At 60.5% G+C, this 18050-nt stretch carries 15 protein-coding genes; 11 read left to right on the forward strand and 4 right to left on the reverse strand.

Features of this window, described 5'->3' with window-relative positions:
* The first annotated feature begins 118 nt into the window (after positions 1–118).
* Positions 119–574 carry a hypothetical protein gene (locus SH292x_RS12565; protein ID WP_442481348.1) on the forward strand — a complete coding sequence of 152 codons (456 nt, stop codon included), beginning with the start codon at positions 119–121 and terminating at the stop codon, positions 572–574.
* 184 nt (positions 575–758) lie between these two features.
* Positions 759–1757 (forward strand): hypothetical protein, encoded by a 999-nt coding sequence (locus tag SH292x_RS12570; RefSeq protein WP_442481349.1) that lies wholly within the window; start codon positions 759–761, stop codon positions 1755–1757.
* Between the two features lie 1236 nt (positions 1758–2993).
* Here SH292x_RS12570 and SH292x_RS12575 read toward each other — a convergent pair.
* Positions 2994–3818 carry a hypothetical protein gene (locus tag SH292x_RS12575; RefSeq protein WP_442481350.1) on the reverse strand — a complete coding sequence of 275 codons (825 nt, stop codon included), beginning with the start codon at positions 3816–3818 and terminating at the stop codon, positions 2994–2996.
* 166 nt (positions 3819–3984) lie between these two features.
* Between SH292x_RS12575 and SH292x_RS12580 the strand changes: the two genes are divergently transcribed.
* The 3 genes from SH292x_RS12580 to SH292x_RS12590 all read left to right on the forward strand — a co-directional run bounded on the left by SH292x_RS12580 (position 3985) and on the right by SH292x_RS12590 (position 6708).
* Positions 3985–5937, forward strand: a complete 1953-nt coding sequence (locus SH292x_RS12580) for a preprotein translocase subunit SecA (RefSeq protein ID WP_442481351.1) — start codon at positions 3985–3987, stop codon at positions 5935–5937.
* 109 nt (positions 5938–6046) lie between these two features.
* On the forward strand, positions 6047–6313 hold the full coding sequence (locus tag SH292x_RS12585; protein WP_442481352.1) for a hypothetical protein: 267 nt from the start codon (positions 6047–6049) through the stop codon (positions 6311–6313).
* 53 nt (positions 6314–6366) lie between these two features.
* Positions 6367–6708, forward strand: coding sequence for a type II toxin-antitoxin system VapC family toxin (locus SH292x_RS12590; RefSeq protein WP_442481353.1), 342 nt, complete (start codon positions 6367–6369; stop codon positions 6706–6708).
* 18 nt (positions 6709–6726) lie between these two features.
* Here the strand turns inward: SH292x_RS12590 and SH292x_RS12595 are convergent, their stop codons facing one another.
* The gene (locus tag SH292x_RS12595) at positions 6727–8958 is read right to left on the reverse strand and encodes an FdhF/YdeP family oxidoreductase (RefSeq protein ID WP_442481354.1); all 2232 of its coding nucleotides are present in this window, start codon (positions 8956–8958) and stop codon (positions 6727–6729) included.
* Between the two features lie 166 nt (positions 8959–9124).
* Between SH292x_RS12595 and SH292x_RS12600 the strand changes: the two genes are divergently transcribed.
* The 3 genes from SH292x_RS12600 (at position 9125) to aroA (ending at position 12888) form a co-directional block, all read left to right on the forward strand.
* The gene (locus tag SH292x_RS12600; protein ID WP_442481355.1) at positions 9125–10252 is read left to right on the forward strand and encodes a hypothetical protein; all 1128 of its coding nucleotides are present in this window, start codon (positions 9125–9127) and stop codon (positions 10250–10252) included.
* Between the two features lie 98 nt (positions 10253–10350).
* A complete protein-coding gene (locus SH292x_RS12605; protein ID WP_442481356.1) occupies positions 10351–11589 on the forward strand; it encodes an outer membrane protein assembly factor BamB family protein in 1239 nt (412 codons plus the stop codon).
* A gap of 15 nt (positions 11590–11604) precedes the next feature.
* Complete coding sequence (gene aroA / locus SH292x_RS12610; RefSeq protein WP_442481357.1) at positions 11605–12888, forward strand: 3-phosphoshikimate 1-carboxyvinyltransferase; 1284 nt, start codon at positions 11605–11607, stop codon at positions 12886–12888.
* A 17-nt stretch (positions 12889–12905) separates the two neighbouring features.
* On the opposite strand, the gene SH292x_RS12615 is transcribed toward aroA, so the two are convergent.
* Positions 12906–13151, reverse strand: coding sequence for a response regulator (locus SH292x_RS12615; RefSeq protein ID WP_442481358.1), 246 nt, complete (start codon positions 13149–13151; stop codon positions 12906–12908).
* Between the two features lie 472 nt (positions 13152–13623).
* On the opposite strand from SH292x_RS12615, the gene SH292x_RS12620 reads away from it, so the two are divergent.
* From SH292x_RS12620 to SH292x_RS12630, 3 genes are read left to right on the forward strand one after another with little or no spacing between them, the layout of a single operon-like run.
* Positions 13624–14496, forward strand: a complete 873-nt coding sequence (locus tag SH292x_RS12620) for a hypothetical protein (RefSeq protein ID WP_442481359.1) — start codon at positions 13624–13626, stop codon at positions 14494–14496.
* Positions 14497–14548: 52 nt separating this feature from the next.
* The gene (locus SH292x_RS12625) at positions 14549–15355 is read left to right on the forward strand and encodes an ABC transporter ATP-binding protein (protein ID WP_442481360.1); all 807 of its coding nucleotides are present in this window, start codon (positions 14549–14551) and stop codon (positions 15353–15355) included.
* A complete protein-coding gene (locus SH292x_RS12630) occupies positions 15352–17169 on the forward strand; it encodes a putative ABC transporter permease subunit (RefSeq protein WP_442481361.1) in 1818 nt (605 codons plus the stop codon). Before SH292x_RS12625 ends, SH292x_RS12630 begins: the two co-directional genes overlap by 4 nt.
* Positions 17170–17242: 73 nt before the next feature.
* Here SH292x_RS12630 and SH292x_RS12635 read toward each other — a convergent pair whose 3' ends face one another.
* Positions 17243–18040, reverse strand: a complete 798-nt coding sequence (locus SH292x_RS12635) for a hypothetical protein (protein ID WP_442481362.1) — start codon at positions 18038–18040, stop codon at positions 17243–17245.
* Positions 18041–18050: the final 10 nt, after the last annotated feature.

Below are 18050 nucleotides of genomic sequence, written 5' to 3' on the forward strand. Positions count from 1 at the left end.
AGAATTTGGGCATCCGCGAATGGCAAATCTGGTTGCGATGGCCGGCCGGGCTGATTAGCGTGGAAGGTAGGCCTACCCGTTCACGTACCGCTTTTCCCACGCGACAGAGAATCCCACAATGCACGCCCGCCTCCCCCTCGCCGCCCTGGCGGCCGCACTCGTCCTCGGTTTCGGAACCGCCCGCACTTCGCAAGCCTACGATGGCTACGGATATGGCTATGGTCTTGGTTATGGCCTAGGCGTCGGTGGTTTATACAACGGCCTCAGCTCGTACAGCGACTACCGCGTCCCCTACTTCGCAGCGCACCCGCCGGTTTACTACAGCCACCCCGTGGCTCGGCCGTATGGTTTCTCGCCATTTGCCTATCCTCCGCATATCCTCACTCCCGAAGTGACTTGTGCCCCCTCGGCTCCCGTGATGATCGAGAACCCGTACGTCCCTTCGAGCACCAAGCCAGCCCCAAGTGCAGAGAAGTCGTCGGACGAAACCGTCTCGGCCCCTGCCCCGTCGCAGCCGCTGGTGATCATGAACCCCTACGTGGTCGACTCGACACTCGTCGAAGCAAACCGCTAGCAGCGAGTGAAATCGCTCTGGACAGCAAGTTGCGTTTTCGAGAAGCTCTCGCGACGCCAAAAAGTGGAAGTGCGTAGAGGAACCATCCGCACTTTCACCAAGGCACAATCACCGCAAGGACGCGGTGAAACGCTTCTCGCACGCTTACCCTAAACGGAACGAGATGGCAGAAAGGACGCTGCCGATGGCCACGCAAATTGCGCGACGTACCTCTCACGCTTCGGCGGCCTTGGTACTCTGCGTTGGCCTTGTCGTTTTCGGCGGCTGCCGTTCGTCGCAACAGACGGCGATGACCAATCCGTTCATGTCGGCCGATCGCGTTCCCCCTCCTCAGTCGCGTATTCCCGCGGTCGGCACCGCCGTGCCGCAGTACTCGACCGACGCGCTGCCTCCGCTCCCGACGATGCAGCCGATGCAACCCATGCAGCCGCTGGGCGCCCTGCCCCCTTCGAGCGACATCACACCGATCCCCTCCGACGGCTCGTTCGCCCGTGCCAGCGAGCCCTCCTCGTCACGCATCGCGATGGCCGGCGACGAAGGCGGAATCCGAATCCCCACCGACGAATCGGCCACGCGTTTCGCCGCGGCCCCGCCTGCGATTCCTGCGTCGACACCGGTTACGATCCCCATCGCCCAGCCGGCTGCTTCGCAGCCACAATCGCTCTACACGGCGTCCAACATTCCAGTGCCGACGCCGGTCGTCCCCACCACCACGCAACCCCTTGCCACAGCCCCGGCCATCAACAACTGGCCGCCGGCCGACGCTGGGGCACCACAGGTCACGATCAACCCCGTGATGGACGGCGGTCGAGCGTCAGGCCTGTTCCGCGATCCCGTGGTCCCGGCGCAAGCCCCCGCACTCTATAACCAGCCAAGCACGCAACCTAGCGCGGTGCCTGCCACTTCGCCACGCGTTGCTCTCCCTGGTGCGGCCGAGATGATCCGCGAAGAGGTCGTGCCAGGCACCATCAACACCACCAGCTATCAAGTCGGCATGGCCGGCGGCGAAGCAGGCCAGCCACTGACCATCCCGCCCCCCGGCTACGTTCCGGCCTCGTTCCTACCTGACACCACGCCAACTCCGCTGGGCGACGGCTTCCGCCCCCGCGGCTCCATCCGCTCGAACCCCACCGGCAACCTCAATCCCGCCGACGTGCCGACGATCCGCGTCACGCCGGGTTGATGTGGGGTAAGCATCCTGCTTGCCATCTTCCCTCGGTCCCGGGTGGCACGGACTTTCGGCCGATTCACGCCCTGCCATTTCGTAGATTCACCACGGCCGATTGTCCGTGTGCGCAGCACAAGAGGTCTCGCCGCGTTCGATCAACGCCCCCCAGCCGCGGAGCGGCGGCAGCGCATAGCCAGGGGCGCAAGCCACAGGACCACCGACCCCGCGCGCACCAAAAGCCACGGAGTGGCGACAGCGAGCTCTCACGTGAATAGGGTTCCACGCAAAGCCGCCAAGACGCACAGAATTTCCTGGAACACTAATCGACGCCAATCATCGCTAAAAACATTTAGCGAACATCAGCGTCGATCAGCGGTTCGCCAAATCTTCTCTTTGCGTCCCTGCGCCTCTGCGTGAGAAACTCTTCCGAGTGGGGCATTCACTCTGTTTACCTCCGGTCGCTTACGCTCACCGGGTCGGTAAAACTCCCCACTTTCGGCTCCTGAAACTATTCCCCACAAAATGTCCACGCGTACACATCTGCCATTGACAAGTGCGTGTACATACGCTACAATACAACCCGTTCGTCGTACGCGCTGGGCGTGCGGTGAGAGACTGATCGTGACCCGCCGTCGTTTGGTGCCAAGAAACTCATGAGTTCTCGACGGGGCTATCACAAAGGGAAACCCTTCGCGGCGGTACCAATCGGTCTCTCTCTGCGCGCCCGCTGAGTAGAAACTAGTTGCCCAGGCTGACACACGTGAAACTGAGCAAGCAACTAGCCAATACCCAGCCGCCCGACGGGATCCCGTCACTTTTTTTGTTGGCCGTAGGCCGTATAAAGCTCCGCGCCGATACGGCACATGACGCTTAACCTTATCGTAAACCATTACTACTTGTGTCATTTCGACAGGAGCCCTGCGACCGAGAAATCTCGCTGCCAGTAGCACACGCCACGTCACTTCAAGAAGCGCAATCCCTGTGACTTCCCAGAAGTGACAACGTGCCCCTATTCGGCAACGCAGGTTCCTCCGTCGTGTCACTCCGTTCGGAATGACACGTAAACATCCAAACCACCAGGGCTGCGCCCTGGCCTATCAAAGCGCGCTCCTTCGGAGCTAACCGCTTGGCGTCTTTGCACCTTGGCGTGAGAAAAGAAAAACGCTTAGCCCAAGAGCAGACTGCAACTTGGAGTGGGACAAATGAATTTGAACTCGCTAAGCGCCGTATCGGCGCGGAGCTTGATACGGCCTACCCGCCGGTCGCTGCGCGCTCAGAGCGGCCGTACAAATAGACAAACACTACCGAGAACGCACACAGCACGTGCCATAGTGCGTGGCCTTGCCACAGCGATCCTGGGTAGCAAATCGGTCCGCCCGTGCGACTGGGCACCCATGCGCCGTAGGCCGCCAAGAAGCTCACCACCGCCCATGCCAAGTAGCTGAACGACGTGACGAACTGCCGGCGATGGACGTAACAGGTTATCAGCTCGATCACGATCCCCGAACCAATCAGCACGCCAAACCAATCGGAGTTACTCAATGGCCCCACCGCGATGTTGCCGAACACTTTCACCGCCAGCAGTCCAGAGATGGGTATGTAGAAGCCCAGAAATGGCATCACGCCGCGCCAACCAAAAAGCCGCATCGCCGAGTAGCTGATTACCCAACTCGCCCAGAGGAACATCGAATAAATATCAACCTGCGCTCCCCACGCGGTGGTAGACGCGTGCATTGCCCCGCTCCCCATGCCGAGCAGCACCGCTGTGATGCTGTAGGTGGTGGTGAAGAACGGGCTCGACACGCACAGGTTGTCGAACTGTGGCGACTTCCGGCGGGGCAGGTCGTAACCGGCTGCCACGGCGATCGCGATACCAACGGCGACGAAACCTAAATTGCTCCAGGTGTTCGCCGGCTGTTTGACGGGTCCGGGACGAATCGCCTCGCAGAACTCCAGCGCCGAAACCCCCGTCTCACCCGGCCAACCTGTTATCGCCAGATACGCCAAGAGACCAAACAAGGAAACGCCGACGACAAGCGACGCGACAAGCGGAATGGGGTTGAACTTGGCGGGCACGACGGCTGAGTATTCCGATAAGGGGGATTGCTTCGAAGATAAGCGGGGCGAATTATTCCACCCAGCGAACACCACCCGACCTCCAGCAGGACGCTCATCTTGCGGGCAGCTACAATGTACATTATTCGCAGTCGCTTTAACTCCCTCCTCACACGCTAACGACGCCGTGGCAACCATCCCCCAGGGTTTCTCGCGCAGCCTTCAACTCGTCGCCGGCAGTTCGTCGCGGCGGCTGCTGGCTCGTTGGGCGGGGTACATCCCGGCCATCGCGGCTCGCGAGCCGGCGCTGATGGAGCTGAACGACTACGACCTGAAGAAGGAGAGCCTCTCGCTTCGCTACCGAGCACGCAGTGGCGAACCGCTCGACCGCCTGCTAGTCGAGGCTTTTGCCCTCGTCCGCGAAGCGGGACGGCGGAAGCTCGGCATGCGGCACTTCGATGTTCAGATGCTCGGCGGCGCGGCGGTACACCATCGCTCGATCGCCGAGATGCAGACGGGCGAAGGAAAAACGCTCACCGCGACGCTGCCCATTTACCTGGCGGCACTGGAAGGCAAAGGTGCCCACCTCGCCACGGTGAACGACTACCTCGCCAAGCGCGACGCCGACGGCATGCGTCCGCTGTACGAAGCCCTTGGTATGTCGATCGGCGTCATCCAGGGCCAGCAGCCACAGAACGACCGCCGCAAAGCCTATGCGTGCGATGTCACGTACGGCACGGCCAACGAGATGGGCTTCGACTTCCTCCGTGATCGCCTGCTGAAGCGACGCATCGACGAAGGGCATCGCGACTTGTTCGGCGAAATGCTCGGCGGCGATGTCGTTGCGGGCGAGAAACCGGTGCAGCGCGACCTACACTACATGCTTGTGGACGAAGCCGACAGCATCCTGATCGACGAAGCCCGCACGCCGCTGATCATCAGCGCGCTCCCCGGCGAAGACGAGAAGATCGCCGCCGAGGCCTATAGCTGGGCCGCCGAAATGGCCCCGCGATTTATTGAGGACGAGCACTACGAGTACGACCACAAGGAGAAACGCGTCGACCTGACGCTCGAAGGGCGACGCCTCGTTCGCGAACTCCCCAAACCCGGCGCGACAGATAAGTTGCCGCTGTCGACCATCTACGAGTACCTCGAACGTTCGGTGAAAGTCGGGCGCGAGATGATTCTCGACCGCCACTACGTGGTGCGCGATGGCGAGATCGTGATCGTCGACGAGTTCACCGGCCGACTTGCCGAGGGTCGCAAATGGCGAGCCGGTATTCACCAGGCGATTGAGGCAAAGGAAGGGGTCGAGGTCACCTTCGAAACCAACCAAGCCGCGCGAATCACGATTCAGGATTTGTTCCTGCGCTACAATCGTCTCACGGGGATGACCGGTACCGCGAGTTCAAGCGCGCCCGAGCTGCGGAAGATCTACAAAGTGCACGTCGTTCCCATTCCGACGAACCGACCACCGATTCGCAAGCAATTGCCGACTATGGTATTCGGAAACGCAGAAGCCAAGTGGCTGGCGATTGTCGACGATGTGGTGGCCGAGCACGAAAAAGGCCGGCCGGTGCTGGTGGGTACGCGATCGATCGATAAGAGCGAGATCGTCTCGCGGCTGCTCGAAGCGCGGGGCATCGAACACACGGTGCTCAACGCCCGACACGTCGCCCGGGAAGCCGAGATCGTCGCCGGCGCGGGGCAGTCCGGAAAGATCATGGTCGCCACGAACATGGCTGGCCGTGGTACCGACATCAAGCTCGGCCCGGGCGTTGAAGAAGTCGGCGGCATGCACGTCGTTTGTACCGAGCTACACGAGTCGCAGCGCATCGACCGTCAGCTCATCGGCCGCTGCGGTCGTCAAGGCGATCCCGGCACCTACCGACAGTTCCTATCGCTGGACGACGAAATACTGCTGATGGGTTTCGGCGCCAAGCGGTACAAGTCGCTGGTAGCGACCGGCGCGAAACTCACCGGCCCGCTGCACGGCTACGAGTCGCTTTTCCGCCGCGCCCAAGCCCGCGTCGAACGTAGTCACTTCCGTGACCGGAAGATCATGCTGTACTTCGAGAAGGAACGCCAGAAAATGCAGCGACAAATGAGTCAGGATCCGTACTTGGATACGGCGGGGTAAACTCGGCGGCGCCGGTTTTGCTAACCAAAGTTATGCCGTGGCATCGCCGATGCTATAATTACCCTATGGCTTCCATCTCCCCTCTCCCATCACGACAAGGAGCACTCTCATGAACACCTCCGCCTTGGAAATGAGTGGGACAGTCCACGGCAACTCTATTGAAGCCGATCAATCGCTAGGCTTGCCGGAAGGATTGAAGGTAAAGATGGTGGTCTCGTTTACGAGTGAAGACGAAGCAGTGACTTCATCAGTGCCACCCGGACTCCTGCGAGCGTTTGGAGCGTGTGCTCATGAGTCGGACGAAGTAGATAAGTTTCTCGTCGAGTATCGCGAGCTGCGTAAACTTGAAACGTCGAGTCGGGAACTGGAACCTTGAGCTTTCTTCTCGACTCAGACATTTGATCGGAATTTGTTCGCGGCAATCAGCGGGTGTTCTCGCGTTTGATCCAGCACAGTGGCCGAGTGAGCGTGTCGGTAGTAACTGCTGCGGAACTGCAGACGTGGACGCACCGCTCGAACGCCCCGGCTTCGCGTGTCGCAGCGATCGCGGACCTACTCGCAGAAGTCCACGTACTTGACCTCGATTTCGCGACGGCGGATACCTTCGGCCGCGTCCGGGCTAAACAATTGGATGCGGGAGCCCTTTCTCCCACCTTTGATTTGTTGATTGCGGCAACGGCGATTACGCATAACCTCACGCACGTCACTCACAACACGGTCGACTGTTCGAAGATTCCCGGCCTGACATTTGTCGACTGGCTTGCTCCGTAATGGGCTGCGAGGTTCGCCTCAGATACTCACCGCCACCCGCGGATCGGCCACGGGCACGTCGACCGTGACGGTGACCAGCACGCACTTAAAGGCGGGTGTTTTGCTGGTGGGGTCGAGCACTCGGCTCACTAGCACGTTGGCTTCGGGGTAGTACATGGCCGCGTTGCCGGCGCGGATTTTTTCAAACGCCGTGGCGCGGACGCCGCGCATGACGCCCGCCGGGCCAACGATTTTCACGAGTTGGCCATCTTTCAGTTTTCGTGATACCAAGTCGTCGGGGTGCATCAGGATCACGTCACGCCGCTCGATGCCGCGATAGAGGTCGTAGTCTTCGTAAACGACCGTGTTGAACTGTCCCTCGCTACGTATAGTCATCATACGAAGCTCGCCCGAGTCGTCGCCTTGCAGCGGCGGCAGATCGTGCACGTGCAGATTCGCCTTGCCTGATGGCGTTGGAAAATGAGCTTGATGAAACGTACGACCCTCGATTTGGAATTCCTTCTTGGTCTTCTCAATGCCATCGAGCGCCTCGAATCCGGGCACCACCTTCGCAATCGCGTGGCGAACGCGCCCCGTGTCCTGCATGCTCTGCCAGTCGATGGGCGAGGGGGTTGCCGATTTGCGCTCGAAAACCTTGCGGGCGACCGTTGCAATCACTTCGACTTCGCTCTTCGGCCCTGCAAGGCGTTGGGGGCCGCCATCGCTCAGGCGGACGTAGTTGAACATCGACTCCTGCGTCGTGGGCTGTGGCTCTTCGTCGCGGGCAAGCACGGGCAGGATGATCGTCTCGCGAGCGGTGCCGAAGGCGTGCCCCGTGTTGAGCGTCGTGCTAATGTAGACGAGTTGATCGAGCTGATTGAGCGAGTGTTCGGCGTAGGAGGCGTCGGGATTCGATCCATACAGGTTTCCACCGAGGCACAGACCGAACTTCAGCTCGCGATTTTCGGCTCCGTCCATGCACTCCATTGTGTCACGACCGCGCGTGGTGGGGAGCGTGACGCCAAAGTGCTCTTGAAGGCGATCGAACACAATGTTCTTCAGCTTCGGAGTGACGCCCATCGAGCCAATGCCCTGAACGTTCGAATGACCGCGAATCGGCAGCAGACCCGCGCCAGGCCGGCCGACCATCCCGCGCATCAACGCGAGGTTTCCGATCGCCTGGACGTTGTGCACGCCGTGGGCGTGATGCGTGATGCCCATCGTCCAGCTGAACACGACGTTATTCGCCGCGGCGTAGGTCTCCGCCATCAGGTCGATTTCGTGTTTCGCGAGGCCGCTCTTGGTGAAAATTTCCTCCCACGTCAGCGTTTCCAAACGCTCGCGGAGGGCTGGCCAGTCTTCGCAGTTCTCGGAAAGGAACCGCTCGTCGTGCGCGCCCATTTCCAGGATGCGCTTCGAAATGCCGTAGAGCATCGCGAGATCGCCACCAATGTGGGGCTGGACGTACTGGCTGGCAATCTTCGTGCCGAACAGCAAACTGCGAACGTCGCTCGGCACGCTGAAGTTCACCATGCCCGTTTCGACGATTGGATTCACGACGATCACTTGCCCGCCGCGCCGGCGGAGTTCCATCATGGTCCGCATCAGGCGGGGATGGTTCGACGCGGGGTTGCCGCCGATGACGAAGATCAAGTCGGCAAGCTCCAGGTCCTCGAGCTCAATGGTTGCGGTGCCACTGCCAGTGACGCTGGTCAGTCCCACGCCACTCGCTTGATGACAGTAGTAGCTACAGTTGTTGACGTTGTTCGTGCCGTACAGACGCGCGAAGAGCTGGAGCAAGAACCCCGCCTCGTTGCTGCTGCGCCCACTGAAATACCAAAAAGTTTCGTCAGGCGTGAGCTCTGCGAGTTTGGCCGCAATGCGATCGAACGCTTCGTCCCAAGAAATCGGTACATATCGACCGGTCTCTGCGCTGTGAAGCAATGGGTCCACCAGCCGGCCGCAGTTCTCGAGTTCACGCGGGGTGAACGATTTCAGATGGTCAGCGGTGTACTTCTCGAAGAACTCGGGTTGGATCGCACCCTGCATGTCGGCGATCATCGCCTGCATCGACTTTTTGCAGACTTCCGGGAATTGTCCGCGTTCGTTGACCATGCCACCGCGCTGGCCACCCATGCCGAGCGCACAGGTTTTGCAGGCGTTTTTCGAACGCATCGCCTTCCAAAACTTCCAGATTCCGCCCGCCTCGCGAGCTTTGCGCAATGAGTAGACGATCGCCGGCCAGCCGCCACCTGTCTTCACTTTTCTCATGGAACGATTCGCCCGTGTTGGTCGTTGGCCGCTGTGGTTTGTATTGGAAGGCGCGGATGCGGTACATTAACTGGTTCCACATCCGCCTCCAGCATACTCCCGGTGGGGATCGGATGTGAACTGGCACCAGTCGCGTTTTCACTCCTTCGTAGTACCAAATATTCCCATGCGAGTAATCTTGTCGTTGTCGCTTTTTTGTGCGCTGGCTACTCCGCTACTGGCTTCCGAGTCGGTGGACGAGGCAATCGTCACGATCCGTACTGCTTCGCCAACCGCAGCGGCCACTAGCGAAGTGCAAGCCTCTTGGAAGATCCTCGCTGCCGCCGAGGCAAACGAGATGACCACTATTTTGCGTGGCATGGACGACAGTAACCCGGCGGTTGAGAACTGGATCCGCACGGCGGTCGACGCCATCGGCACGCGGACGCTCGAACAAGGTGGCGAACTGCCGAAGTCGCAGCTCGAAGAGCTGCTTGCCGATACGAGTGCCGCGCCCCGGGCGCGGCGCACCGCGTACGAGTGGCTGGAGAAGATCGACGCCGACGGGGCTCACGAGTTGCTCGCCGGGATGACGAACGACCCGAGCCTCGAACTTCGTTACGACGCCGTCGCAGCAGGCATGCAACAAGCCAGCACCGCGACGGGCGATGAAGCGATCGCGCAGTATCGCAAGCTGCTGGATGCCGCGCGCGACCTCGACCAGATCAAGAAGTGCAAAGCGGCGCTGGAGGAGAAGGGCGAGAAGATCGACCTCGCGAAACACATGGGGTTTGTCACCTCGTGGCGCGTGATTGGGTTCTTCGACAACTCGGGCAAGGACAAGTTCGCCGTAGCCTATCCGCCCGAAGAGACGATCGATTTTGAGGCGAGTTACGACGGTAAAACCGAAGCGGCGACGTGGCGTGCCGAGCCGATCACCACCGACGACGACCTTGGCAACATCGATCTGAACGACGCGATGGGCCCCGAAAAGGGAGCGGCGGTTTACATGTACGCCGAAGTGGACGTACCCGCTGCTCAAGCCGTGCAGGTTCGCTACGCATCTCCAAATGGCGTTCGCGTCTGGGTGAATGGCAAGCTGGTCGCCAGCAACGAGGTGTACCACGCCGGCGGCGAGGTCGATCAGTATACGGCCGACACGAACTTGGTTGCAGGCAAAAACACGCTGTTGATCAAGGTCTGTCAGAACGAGCAAAAAGAATCGTGGGCACAGAACTGGAGCGTTCAATTGCGACTCTGCGACGCCCTAGGAGGTGGCATCCCTTTCACCACCTCCGGCGAGCGGGCCCCATAAGGGCCGTGGTTAAGTGGCTATAAGCTATAAGCCAAAGACCGCAAGCAAGAACGGTTTCACGGTACTCAACTAATCATCTTCCTCGCTAACTAATTCCCATGCGGACTCAATATAACCTTTTACTCGTCGCTGTTCTCTCGGCAACGCCCCTCACATTCGCCGACGACTGGCGAGCATTTCGCGGGCCGGAGGGGAGTAGCACCTCGACGAGCGAGACGGCACCCCCGGACTTCTTTGACGTGAAGACGGGGGAGAACGTCGCCTGGACCGCCAAGCTTCCCGGCCGTGGAGTAAGTGGACCCGTGATCGCTGGCGATCGCGTGTTCGTCACTTCGTCGAGCGGTGTGAATCGCGATCGATTGCACGTGGTGGGTCTCGATGCGGAGACGGGTAAACAACTGTGGCATCGCGAATTCTGGTCAACAGGCCGGACGCTCTGCCATCCAAGTTCGGCGAACGCTGCTCCAACTCCTGCCACCGATGGCGAGCGGGTATTCGCGTTTTACTCTTCGAACGACCTTGCTTGCTTCGATCGCGATGGCAACATGCTGTGGTACCGCGGCCTGGCGATCGATCATCCCGGCGTTGGCAATGACGTCGGCATGGCGTCGTCCCCGGTCGTGGTGGGCGACGTGGTCGTGGTCCAGGCGGAGTGCCAAGCCAACTCGTTCGCGGCGGCTTACGATCGCCAGACCGGCGAAGAACGTTGGAGCCTCGAACGCCCTGCGATGGCCAACTGGGCCTCGCCGATCGCGATTGAGGTGGAGGCCGATGGCGAGTCGGTGCCGGCGGTTGTGCTGCAATCCAGTAAGAGCGTCGCCGCGTACGCCGCGGAGGACGGCCGGGTGTTGTGGGAAGTGCCAATGGGTTGCGGCAGCATCCCGTCGGCCGCCGCACACGATGGAATTGTCTACGTCCCTGGAAACGGAATTACCGCCATCGCCACCTCGGCCGAGCACGAAGGCGAACGCAAGCTGTGGTCCGATAACGGATTAAAGTGCGGCAATCCCAGCCCGATCGTCTGCGACGCCGGCCTATTGTTCGTGAACAGCGCGGGCGTGCTGGCCTGCGTGTCGCCCGAGGATCAGAAGTCGCTGTGGAAGAAGCGTCTCGGCGGCAAGTACTGGGGAACACCGGTCGTGGCCGGCAACCGGCTGTACGCCCTCTCCGATGCCGGCGAGGTGATCATCGTCGACCTGAGCGAAGGGGCAAAGGGAAAAATCGTCAACAAGTGCTCGCTGGGCGAAGGGCTCGAAACGCTTAGCTCGCCCGCGATCGCCGACGGGGGGCTCTACCTGCGCAGCGTCGACACCCTCTGGAAAATCGCCCCCAAGTAGGTGTAGCCTTTTCGCATGTCCGACTCGATCCAGATTACGCCTGCCACCGGCCCGCTTCGCGCCACCATTCGCCCGCCTGGCTCCAAGAGCATCACGAACCGCGCGCTGGTCTGTGCTGCGCTCGCCGAGGGAACTTCGGTTCTCACGGGCGCGCTCGATAGCGACGATACGCGGGTGATGATCGATTCGCTCGCGAAGCTTGGCATTCCGGTAGAGGTGAGTGACGACCGCACGGTGCTCCAAGTCCAAGGGTGCGGCGGCAAGATCCCCGCGTCGGCCGCAGAGCTCTTTGTCGGAAACAGTGGCACCACCATTCGATTTCTGACGGCGATGGTCGCACTCGGCCAGGGCACGTACCGACTCGATGGCGTGCCGCGGATGCGCGAGCGGCCTATCGGCGATCTGGTCGATGCGCTCCAGCAACTGGGCGTCGATGCCGACTGCGAATCGCCGGGTGGTTGCCCTCCGGTGGTCGTCAAGGCCACGGGACTTCCCGGTGGCCGAGCGGTGGTGCGGGGTGACATTTCGAGCCAGTACCTCAGCGGTCTGATGATGGCGATTCCTTCAGCCGCTGGTGCCGTGGAACTCGCCATCGATGGCCCGCTGGTGTCTCAGCCGTACGTATGGATGACGCTCGAAGTGATGAAATCGTTTTGGGTGACGCTCGAAGCGACGAGCGATCTCACGAAGTTCAACACTGCGGGCGGGCAGATTTATCAGACAGCCAACTACGCCATCGAACCCGATGCGTCGGCCGCGAGTTACTTCTGGGCGGCGGCGGCCATCGTGGGTGGCTCCGTAACGGTCGAGGGACTATCGGCCGCAAGTTTGCAAGGCGATGTCGGCGTAGTCGACCTGCTCGAACAGATGGGCGCAACGGTCGCGCGCCGCAGCGACAGCATCACCGTAACGGGTAGCAAGCTCCGTGGCATCACGGCAAACATGAACGCGGTGAGTGACATGGTGCAAACGATCGCGGCCGTGGCGATGTTCGCCGAAGGCCCGACCGAGATCTCCGGTGTCGCCCACAATCGCCATAAAGAAACCGATCGCATCGCTGCCGTCGCCACGGAACTTCGCAAGCTTGGCGCGAGCGTGGAAGAGTTCGAAGACGGTTTGCGAATCACGCCGGGCAAACTTCGCGGCGCGAGCGTGGCGACTTACGACGATCACCGAATGGCGATGAGTTTGGCGCTGGTGGGACTGAAAGTTCCCGGCGTTGAAATTCAGGACCCGGGATGTACGGCGAAGACATACCCTGAGTACTTCGACGACCTAGCCCGTGTCGTTGCGTCTTAACTGGGCAATGCAGCCATTCAACCGATGCGGCTGGAGGCGGCGGCTCGTTCGAGGTTCAGGCCGCTCTGACGAATGAGTTCGTCCGCGCGGTCGAGAATGCTCGACGCACCCTCGCAGTGGTAGTGGCCTGACGAGTTGTCGCAGGCCTGAAACCTGGCGCTGCAGTGTTGGCAGACCACGTTCTTACCGAGGTATTCGACTCGCACCTGCAGCTTCCGGCCGCACGTCGGGCATTCCTGCACAAAGTACGTGGAGTTGGGCATCGAGGACCTCCTGATAGGTAGATAGAAACGTCGCCTTACGTCAACCAACGAGGATTGTAGAGTAACGCCCCTGGCTCTCGATTGCAAACGTCGGGAGGGAATTGGAGTATCGAGATGCGGCCCCCCGCGTGACGATAAAGTATTACGGATTAACATGTTACAGCGATTGTTATATTTCGATTAGCGCGCCAAACGAAAGCTCAGACACCCCCGCCGCTTGGGGGGAAGCGATTGCGGGTGCTACACTTCTCCAGTGAAGACCACCGCGGGCGCCCGAAGGTTCGGTGCTTCGAAGTCGGAGTTACCCCAGCCCGATTCGCGGGTTAGAAATAAAGTTGCTCGTAAACGACGTAGACTTCGAGTAGACTGCGAGCACCTTTAACAGGCTTTAGTTCGGCGACGTCTCCAGGAGGCCGACACTTTGGGAAACAAGGTTTATACCTGCGTGGTGGTACTACTGTGGGGGGCCACCATGAGTTGGTTGGTCGGCTCCAAGATCCTACCCCCGTTCATGCGTGGCGAGCCGCCGCGCACTGGCATTAACGCCAATGAACCCGTTTGCTGGAAGGTCCGCGTCGGCGAGCAGCAAATCGGTTGGGCCGTGAGCCAAGCCGTCCCCGGTGCCGATGGCACAACGGAACTTCATAGCCGCGTGCAACTCGAGGCCGTGCCGCTCGCGCGCATGGCACCGCGGTGGATGTCGACGGTGATCGACAACATCGGTCCGCTGGAAATGGATATGCGGTCGCGAACCACGCTCGATTCGCTTGGCAACCTCTCGATGTTCGAAGCGAGTGTGGAAATCAACGATCTCCCCTCGGCCATCGTGATGAAAGGGACCGTGGACGAAGGCCATATCCGTCTGCGCCTGCAATACGGCGAGGTGCTGCATCAAGTGAACTACCCTTGGCCCAAGCACGCACTGCTAGGTAGTAACCTCACGCCCGACTCCACGATCATGCAGGCCTACACGGGCCGGAAGTGGCAGAAGGAAGTTTACAATCCCTTTGGTGGCCCGCAGGGTGCCATCGAGGTGATCGAGGCCGAGGTGGTTGGAGAAGAGCCGCTGCACATCAACGGCCAACTCACCAACACGCGACGCATCGATTACCGTTCGATGGACTCGACCGGCGTGTCGTCGGATGAGCGTCGCCGCTCGACGATGTGGATCGCGGAAGATGGTAAAGTTCTGCGTGAAGAGATTAATCTAATGGACGTGCTGCTGCGGTTCGATCGCGAACCGGAGTTGACGACCAAACAAATCGCGGCAGAATTGTTGCAACTCGACGAATACGCCACGCTCAGCGCTTCGCAGCGTGCCGAGCTGACCTCGCCCGAGAATTGAAGTTTCCCCCTCCGCGCCAGCCGCGCGTTCCGCCGATCCCCCGACTCGCTTGATGGCCGCTATCGTTGAGTTCAAAGGTGTAGGGCGGGACTACGGATCGAAGCGGGCAGTCGACAACCTGAATCTCGACCTTCACTCTGGCGAGTTGTTCGCCCTGCTCGGGCATAATGGCGCGGGCAAGACAACCACCATCAAGATGCTCGTGGGGCTGCTGAGGCCGCAATTCGGCACGGTGACGGTCGGTGGATACGATATTGTCGAGTCAACTCGCCAGGCAGTCAGCATCCTGGGGTACGTCCCCGACCAGCCGTATCTGTACGACAAACTGTCGGGCCGCGAGTTTCTCGACTTCATCGCTGGCATGTATGGGTTCGATGGCAAGCAAAGCAAAATGCTGGTGGATCGCGAAATCGAGCGGTTCAGCCTCGGGGGGTTCATCAACGACCTGTGCGAGAGCTATTCGCATGGCATGAAACAGCGGACCGTATTTGCCGCCGCGATGCTCCACAACCCGCGCGTGCTGGTGGTCGACGAACCGATGGTCGGCCTCGACCCGCAGAGCATTCGGCTCGTGAAGGACTTGCTCCGCGAAGAGGTTGACCGCGGATTGTGCGTGCTGATGTCGACGCATACGCTCGCCGCCGCCGAAGAGATTGCCAATCGCATTGGCGTGATGCGGCATAGCAAGCTGCTGTTCAACGGCACCGTCCAGGAGCTTCGCGCGGCGCATCCCGCCACCGACCAATCGCTCGAATCGCTTTATTTGCATTTGATGGACATCGGCCCCGATGGCAGCCCGCTACCCGTGCCCGCGCCGCCGGCACCGGTGGTCGAGCCCCTTCCGCAGGGCGAACGATGAACACCCTCGACGAATCGCCGATCGTCACCCCGCGGCACAGCGTGTCGGACGAAGCCGAGGCGCAGCTATTCTGGCGGATGCGACTACGGATCGGCCGAACCTACCTGCGGCAAGTGTTTCGCACGGCTCGACTTCGGTCGGCATTGATCGTGGGCCTGAGCCTCTTGTTCTGGAGCGGCCTGTTCGTGCTGTTCTATCAAGGGTTCTACTTTGTAAAGAACCACGTGGGCGGAGCGGGCGACGCCTACCACGCCCAGACGTTCAAGCTCGTGTTTCATTTGTTCTTCGCCTCGCTCAACATGATGCTCGTCTTCTCGTCGGGCATCATCCTTTATGGCACGTTGTTTCGTTCGCCCGAGTGCCGGCTGCTGCTAACGCTACCAGTTCGCGACGAACGCATCACGCTCCATAAGTTCCAAGAAGCCCTGATGTTCAGCTGCTGGGGCTTCTTCCTACTCGCCAGTCCGATGATGCTGGCGTATGGCATCGTGGTCGGCGCGCAGTGGTACTATTACGCGCTGATGGTGCCGATGATCGTGGCGTTTGTCTACATTCCGTGTGCGCTGGGGGCCGTGTTCTGCATACTGCTAGTGGCGAAGTTCCCGAAGATGAAACTCGCGATCGTCGCCGCCGCGGCGATGGCCGCGATTGTCGCCGCGGGAAAGGCGATCTGGACCACCGTTAGTGGTCCGCAGATCGAACTGTTCGGCAACGAATGGTTCCAACAAACCCTTCGCACCTTCCAGTTCACGCAGCAAGAATGGCTACCAAGCTCCTGGCTCAGTAACGGTTTGCTCGAAGCGGGCCGGACACTCCCGGCTTCGTCCACGACGTCGGGTTTCGACCTGCCACTCGTGCAGGGCTGCATGTACCTCGCCGTGCTGATCATGAACGCGATGATCTGCCATCTGCTGGTGGTGAAGTCGGGCAAGGCGTGGCTTCGCGAAGCGTACAGCACGCTGGAGTGCGCCCCCAAACGCAATCGCAAGATCAAAGTCGCCCGCATCGATACGCTGCTCTACAAACTGCTATTCGCATTCCCTCAACCCGTGCGATTGCTGCTGGTCAAAGACTGGCGACTATTGCGGCGCGACCCCGTGCAGTGGTCGCAGTTCCTCATTTTCTTTGGCCTCTTGGGGCTCTACTTTCTGAACCTCGACCGCTTCCGGTCGCAGGGCAACGACCTGGGGAACATCACCTGGGTCAACATGGTCAGCTTCCTGAACTTGGCCGTCGTTGGGCTCATTCTGTCGACGTTCACTACGCGATTCATCTTTCCGATGATCAGCCTCGAAGGCCAACGTTTCTGGGTGCTTGGGCTCTTGCCACTCCCGCGTGAAACAATTCTATGGAGCAAGTTCGTCTTCGCCGCGCTCGGCTCATGGGTGCCCTGTGCGGCACTGATTCTCGCGAGCGACTTGATGCTGCGGATCGATTTGCTGGTGGTCGGCGTGCATCAATTCACTTGCCTACTGCTTTGTGTCGGCTTGGCCTCGATTGCGGTAGGCTTGGGGGCGATCATGCCCGACTTCCGCGAGCCTTCGCCCTCCAAAATCGCCGCCGGGTTTGGTGGGACGCTCAACTTGGTGCTTAGCGCGCTCTACATCATCCTGATCGTGGTCTGCACCGCGCTCCCCTGCCACTTCTACCTGATCGCGGGCCGTGGCAAGATCAGCGAGACATTCCTGCACCCCGACCAGTGGCGACACTGGCTCGTATACGGCACGGGCACTGCGCTACTCATCGCCGCCGTGGCGACGATCGTGCCGCTGGCGATGGGGCTGCGGGCTTTCAGGCGACTCGAACTCAGCTAGACCTACAGTGGCTAGAACTGGGGGCTCGCTGGACTCGTCCCCAGCCACCCGAAAGTTGGCTCAGCGCTAGTGCTCATTCTGGCAAACGCGAAACGATCACTTGCTGTTTTGAACGATCGATGCCGTACACCACGCCGGGCTCATTGCGATCCAGCGCGATCCCCTGCCCTTTGATTGGCAGCGAGATCGTCTCGACGAGTCGAAGCTTGCAGCCTGACCTCGGAAGCTTCAGCTTGTAGAGTTCACCGCGATCGTGTCCCGTGGCATAGAACACACCATTTGGGTCCCAGCTTCCCCCTGAGCAACTGTGCGGGTCGAAACGATCGAGCACCTCGCGTGGGAAGACCCAACCTTCGAGCCGCCGCCACTGGTCGTCGAACTTCACCAGCGAAGTGTAAGCGTGCGACTTAGCGTGGGGGTCGTCGTTCACGTGCGTCGAATAGTGGGCGAACACGCACCACCACGCCCCCTCATGGCGATCGACCAGCGTGAGCGAACCTTCGTAGATGCCAAAGCTGTGATTGCCCAAGTGTTCGAGCGACCCCGCGTCAAAGATTTCCACCGAGCTGGTGTTGGGGTACTCCGGAAAGTTGGAGTGGGCGCAGTACAACTTGCCATCGATCACCACGCCCGAGTTCAAGTGCTTCAGCGGCACATCCTCCGTCGAGCGCCACGCACCGAGCTTGTCGCCCGTCTGCTTGTCGTAGCGGGCGATCGTGCAGTTGGCGATTGCGTAAAAACTTGTCTCGTCCACCGCCACCGCTTGCACCGCTTCGGGTGCGTCAAATCGTCGCAGAAGCTCCGCTTGGGGCGGGTCCGCAAACGCACATTTGCAGAGAAGAGGCAACACCAACAACAGCAGGCGGGGCATCGTGAATTCT

Source organism: Aeoliella fuhlenseeensis (assembly GCF_052161615.1).
GTDB lineage: Bacteria > Planctomycetota > Planctomycetia > Pirellulales > Lacipirellulaceae > Aeoliella.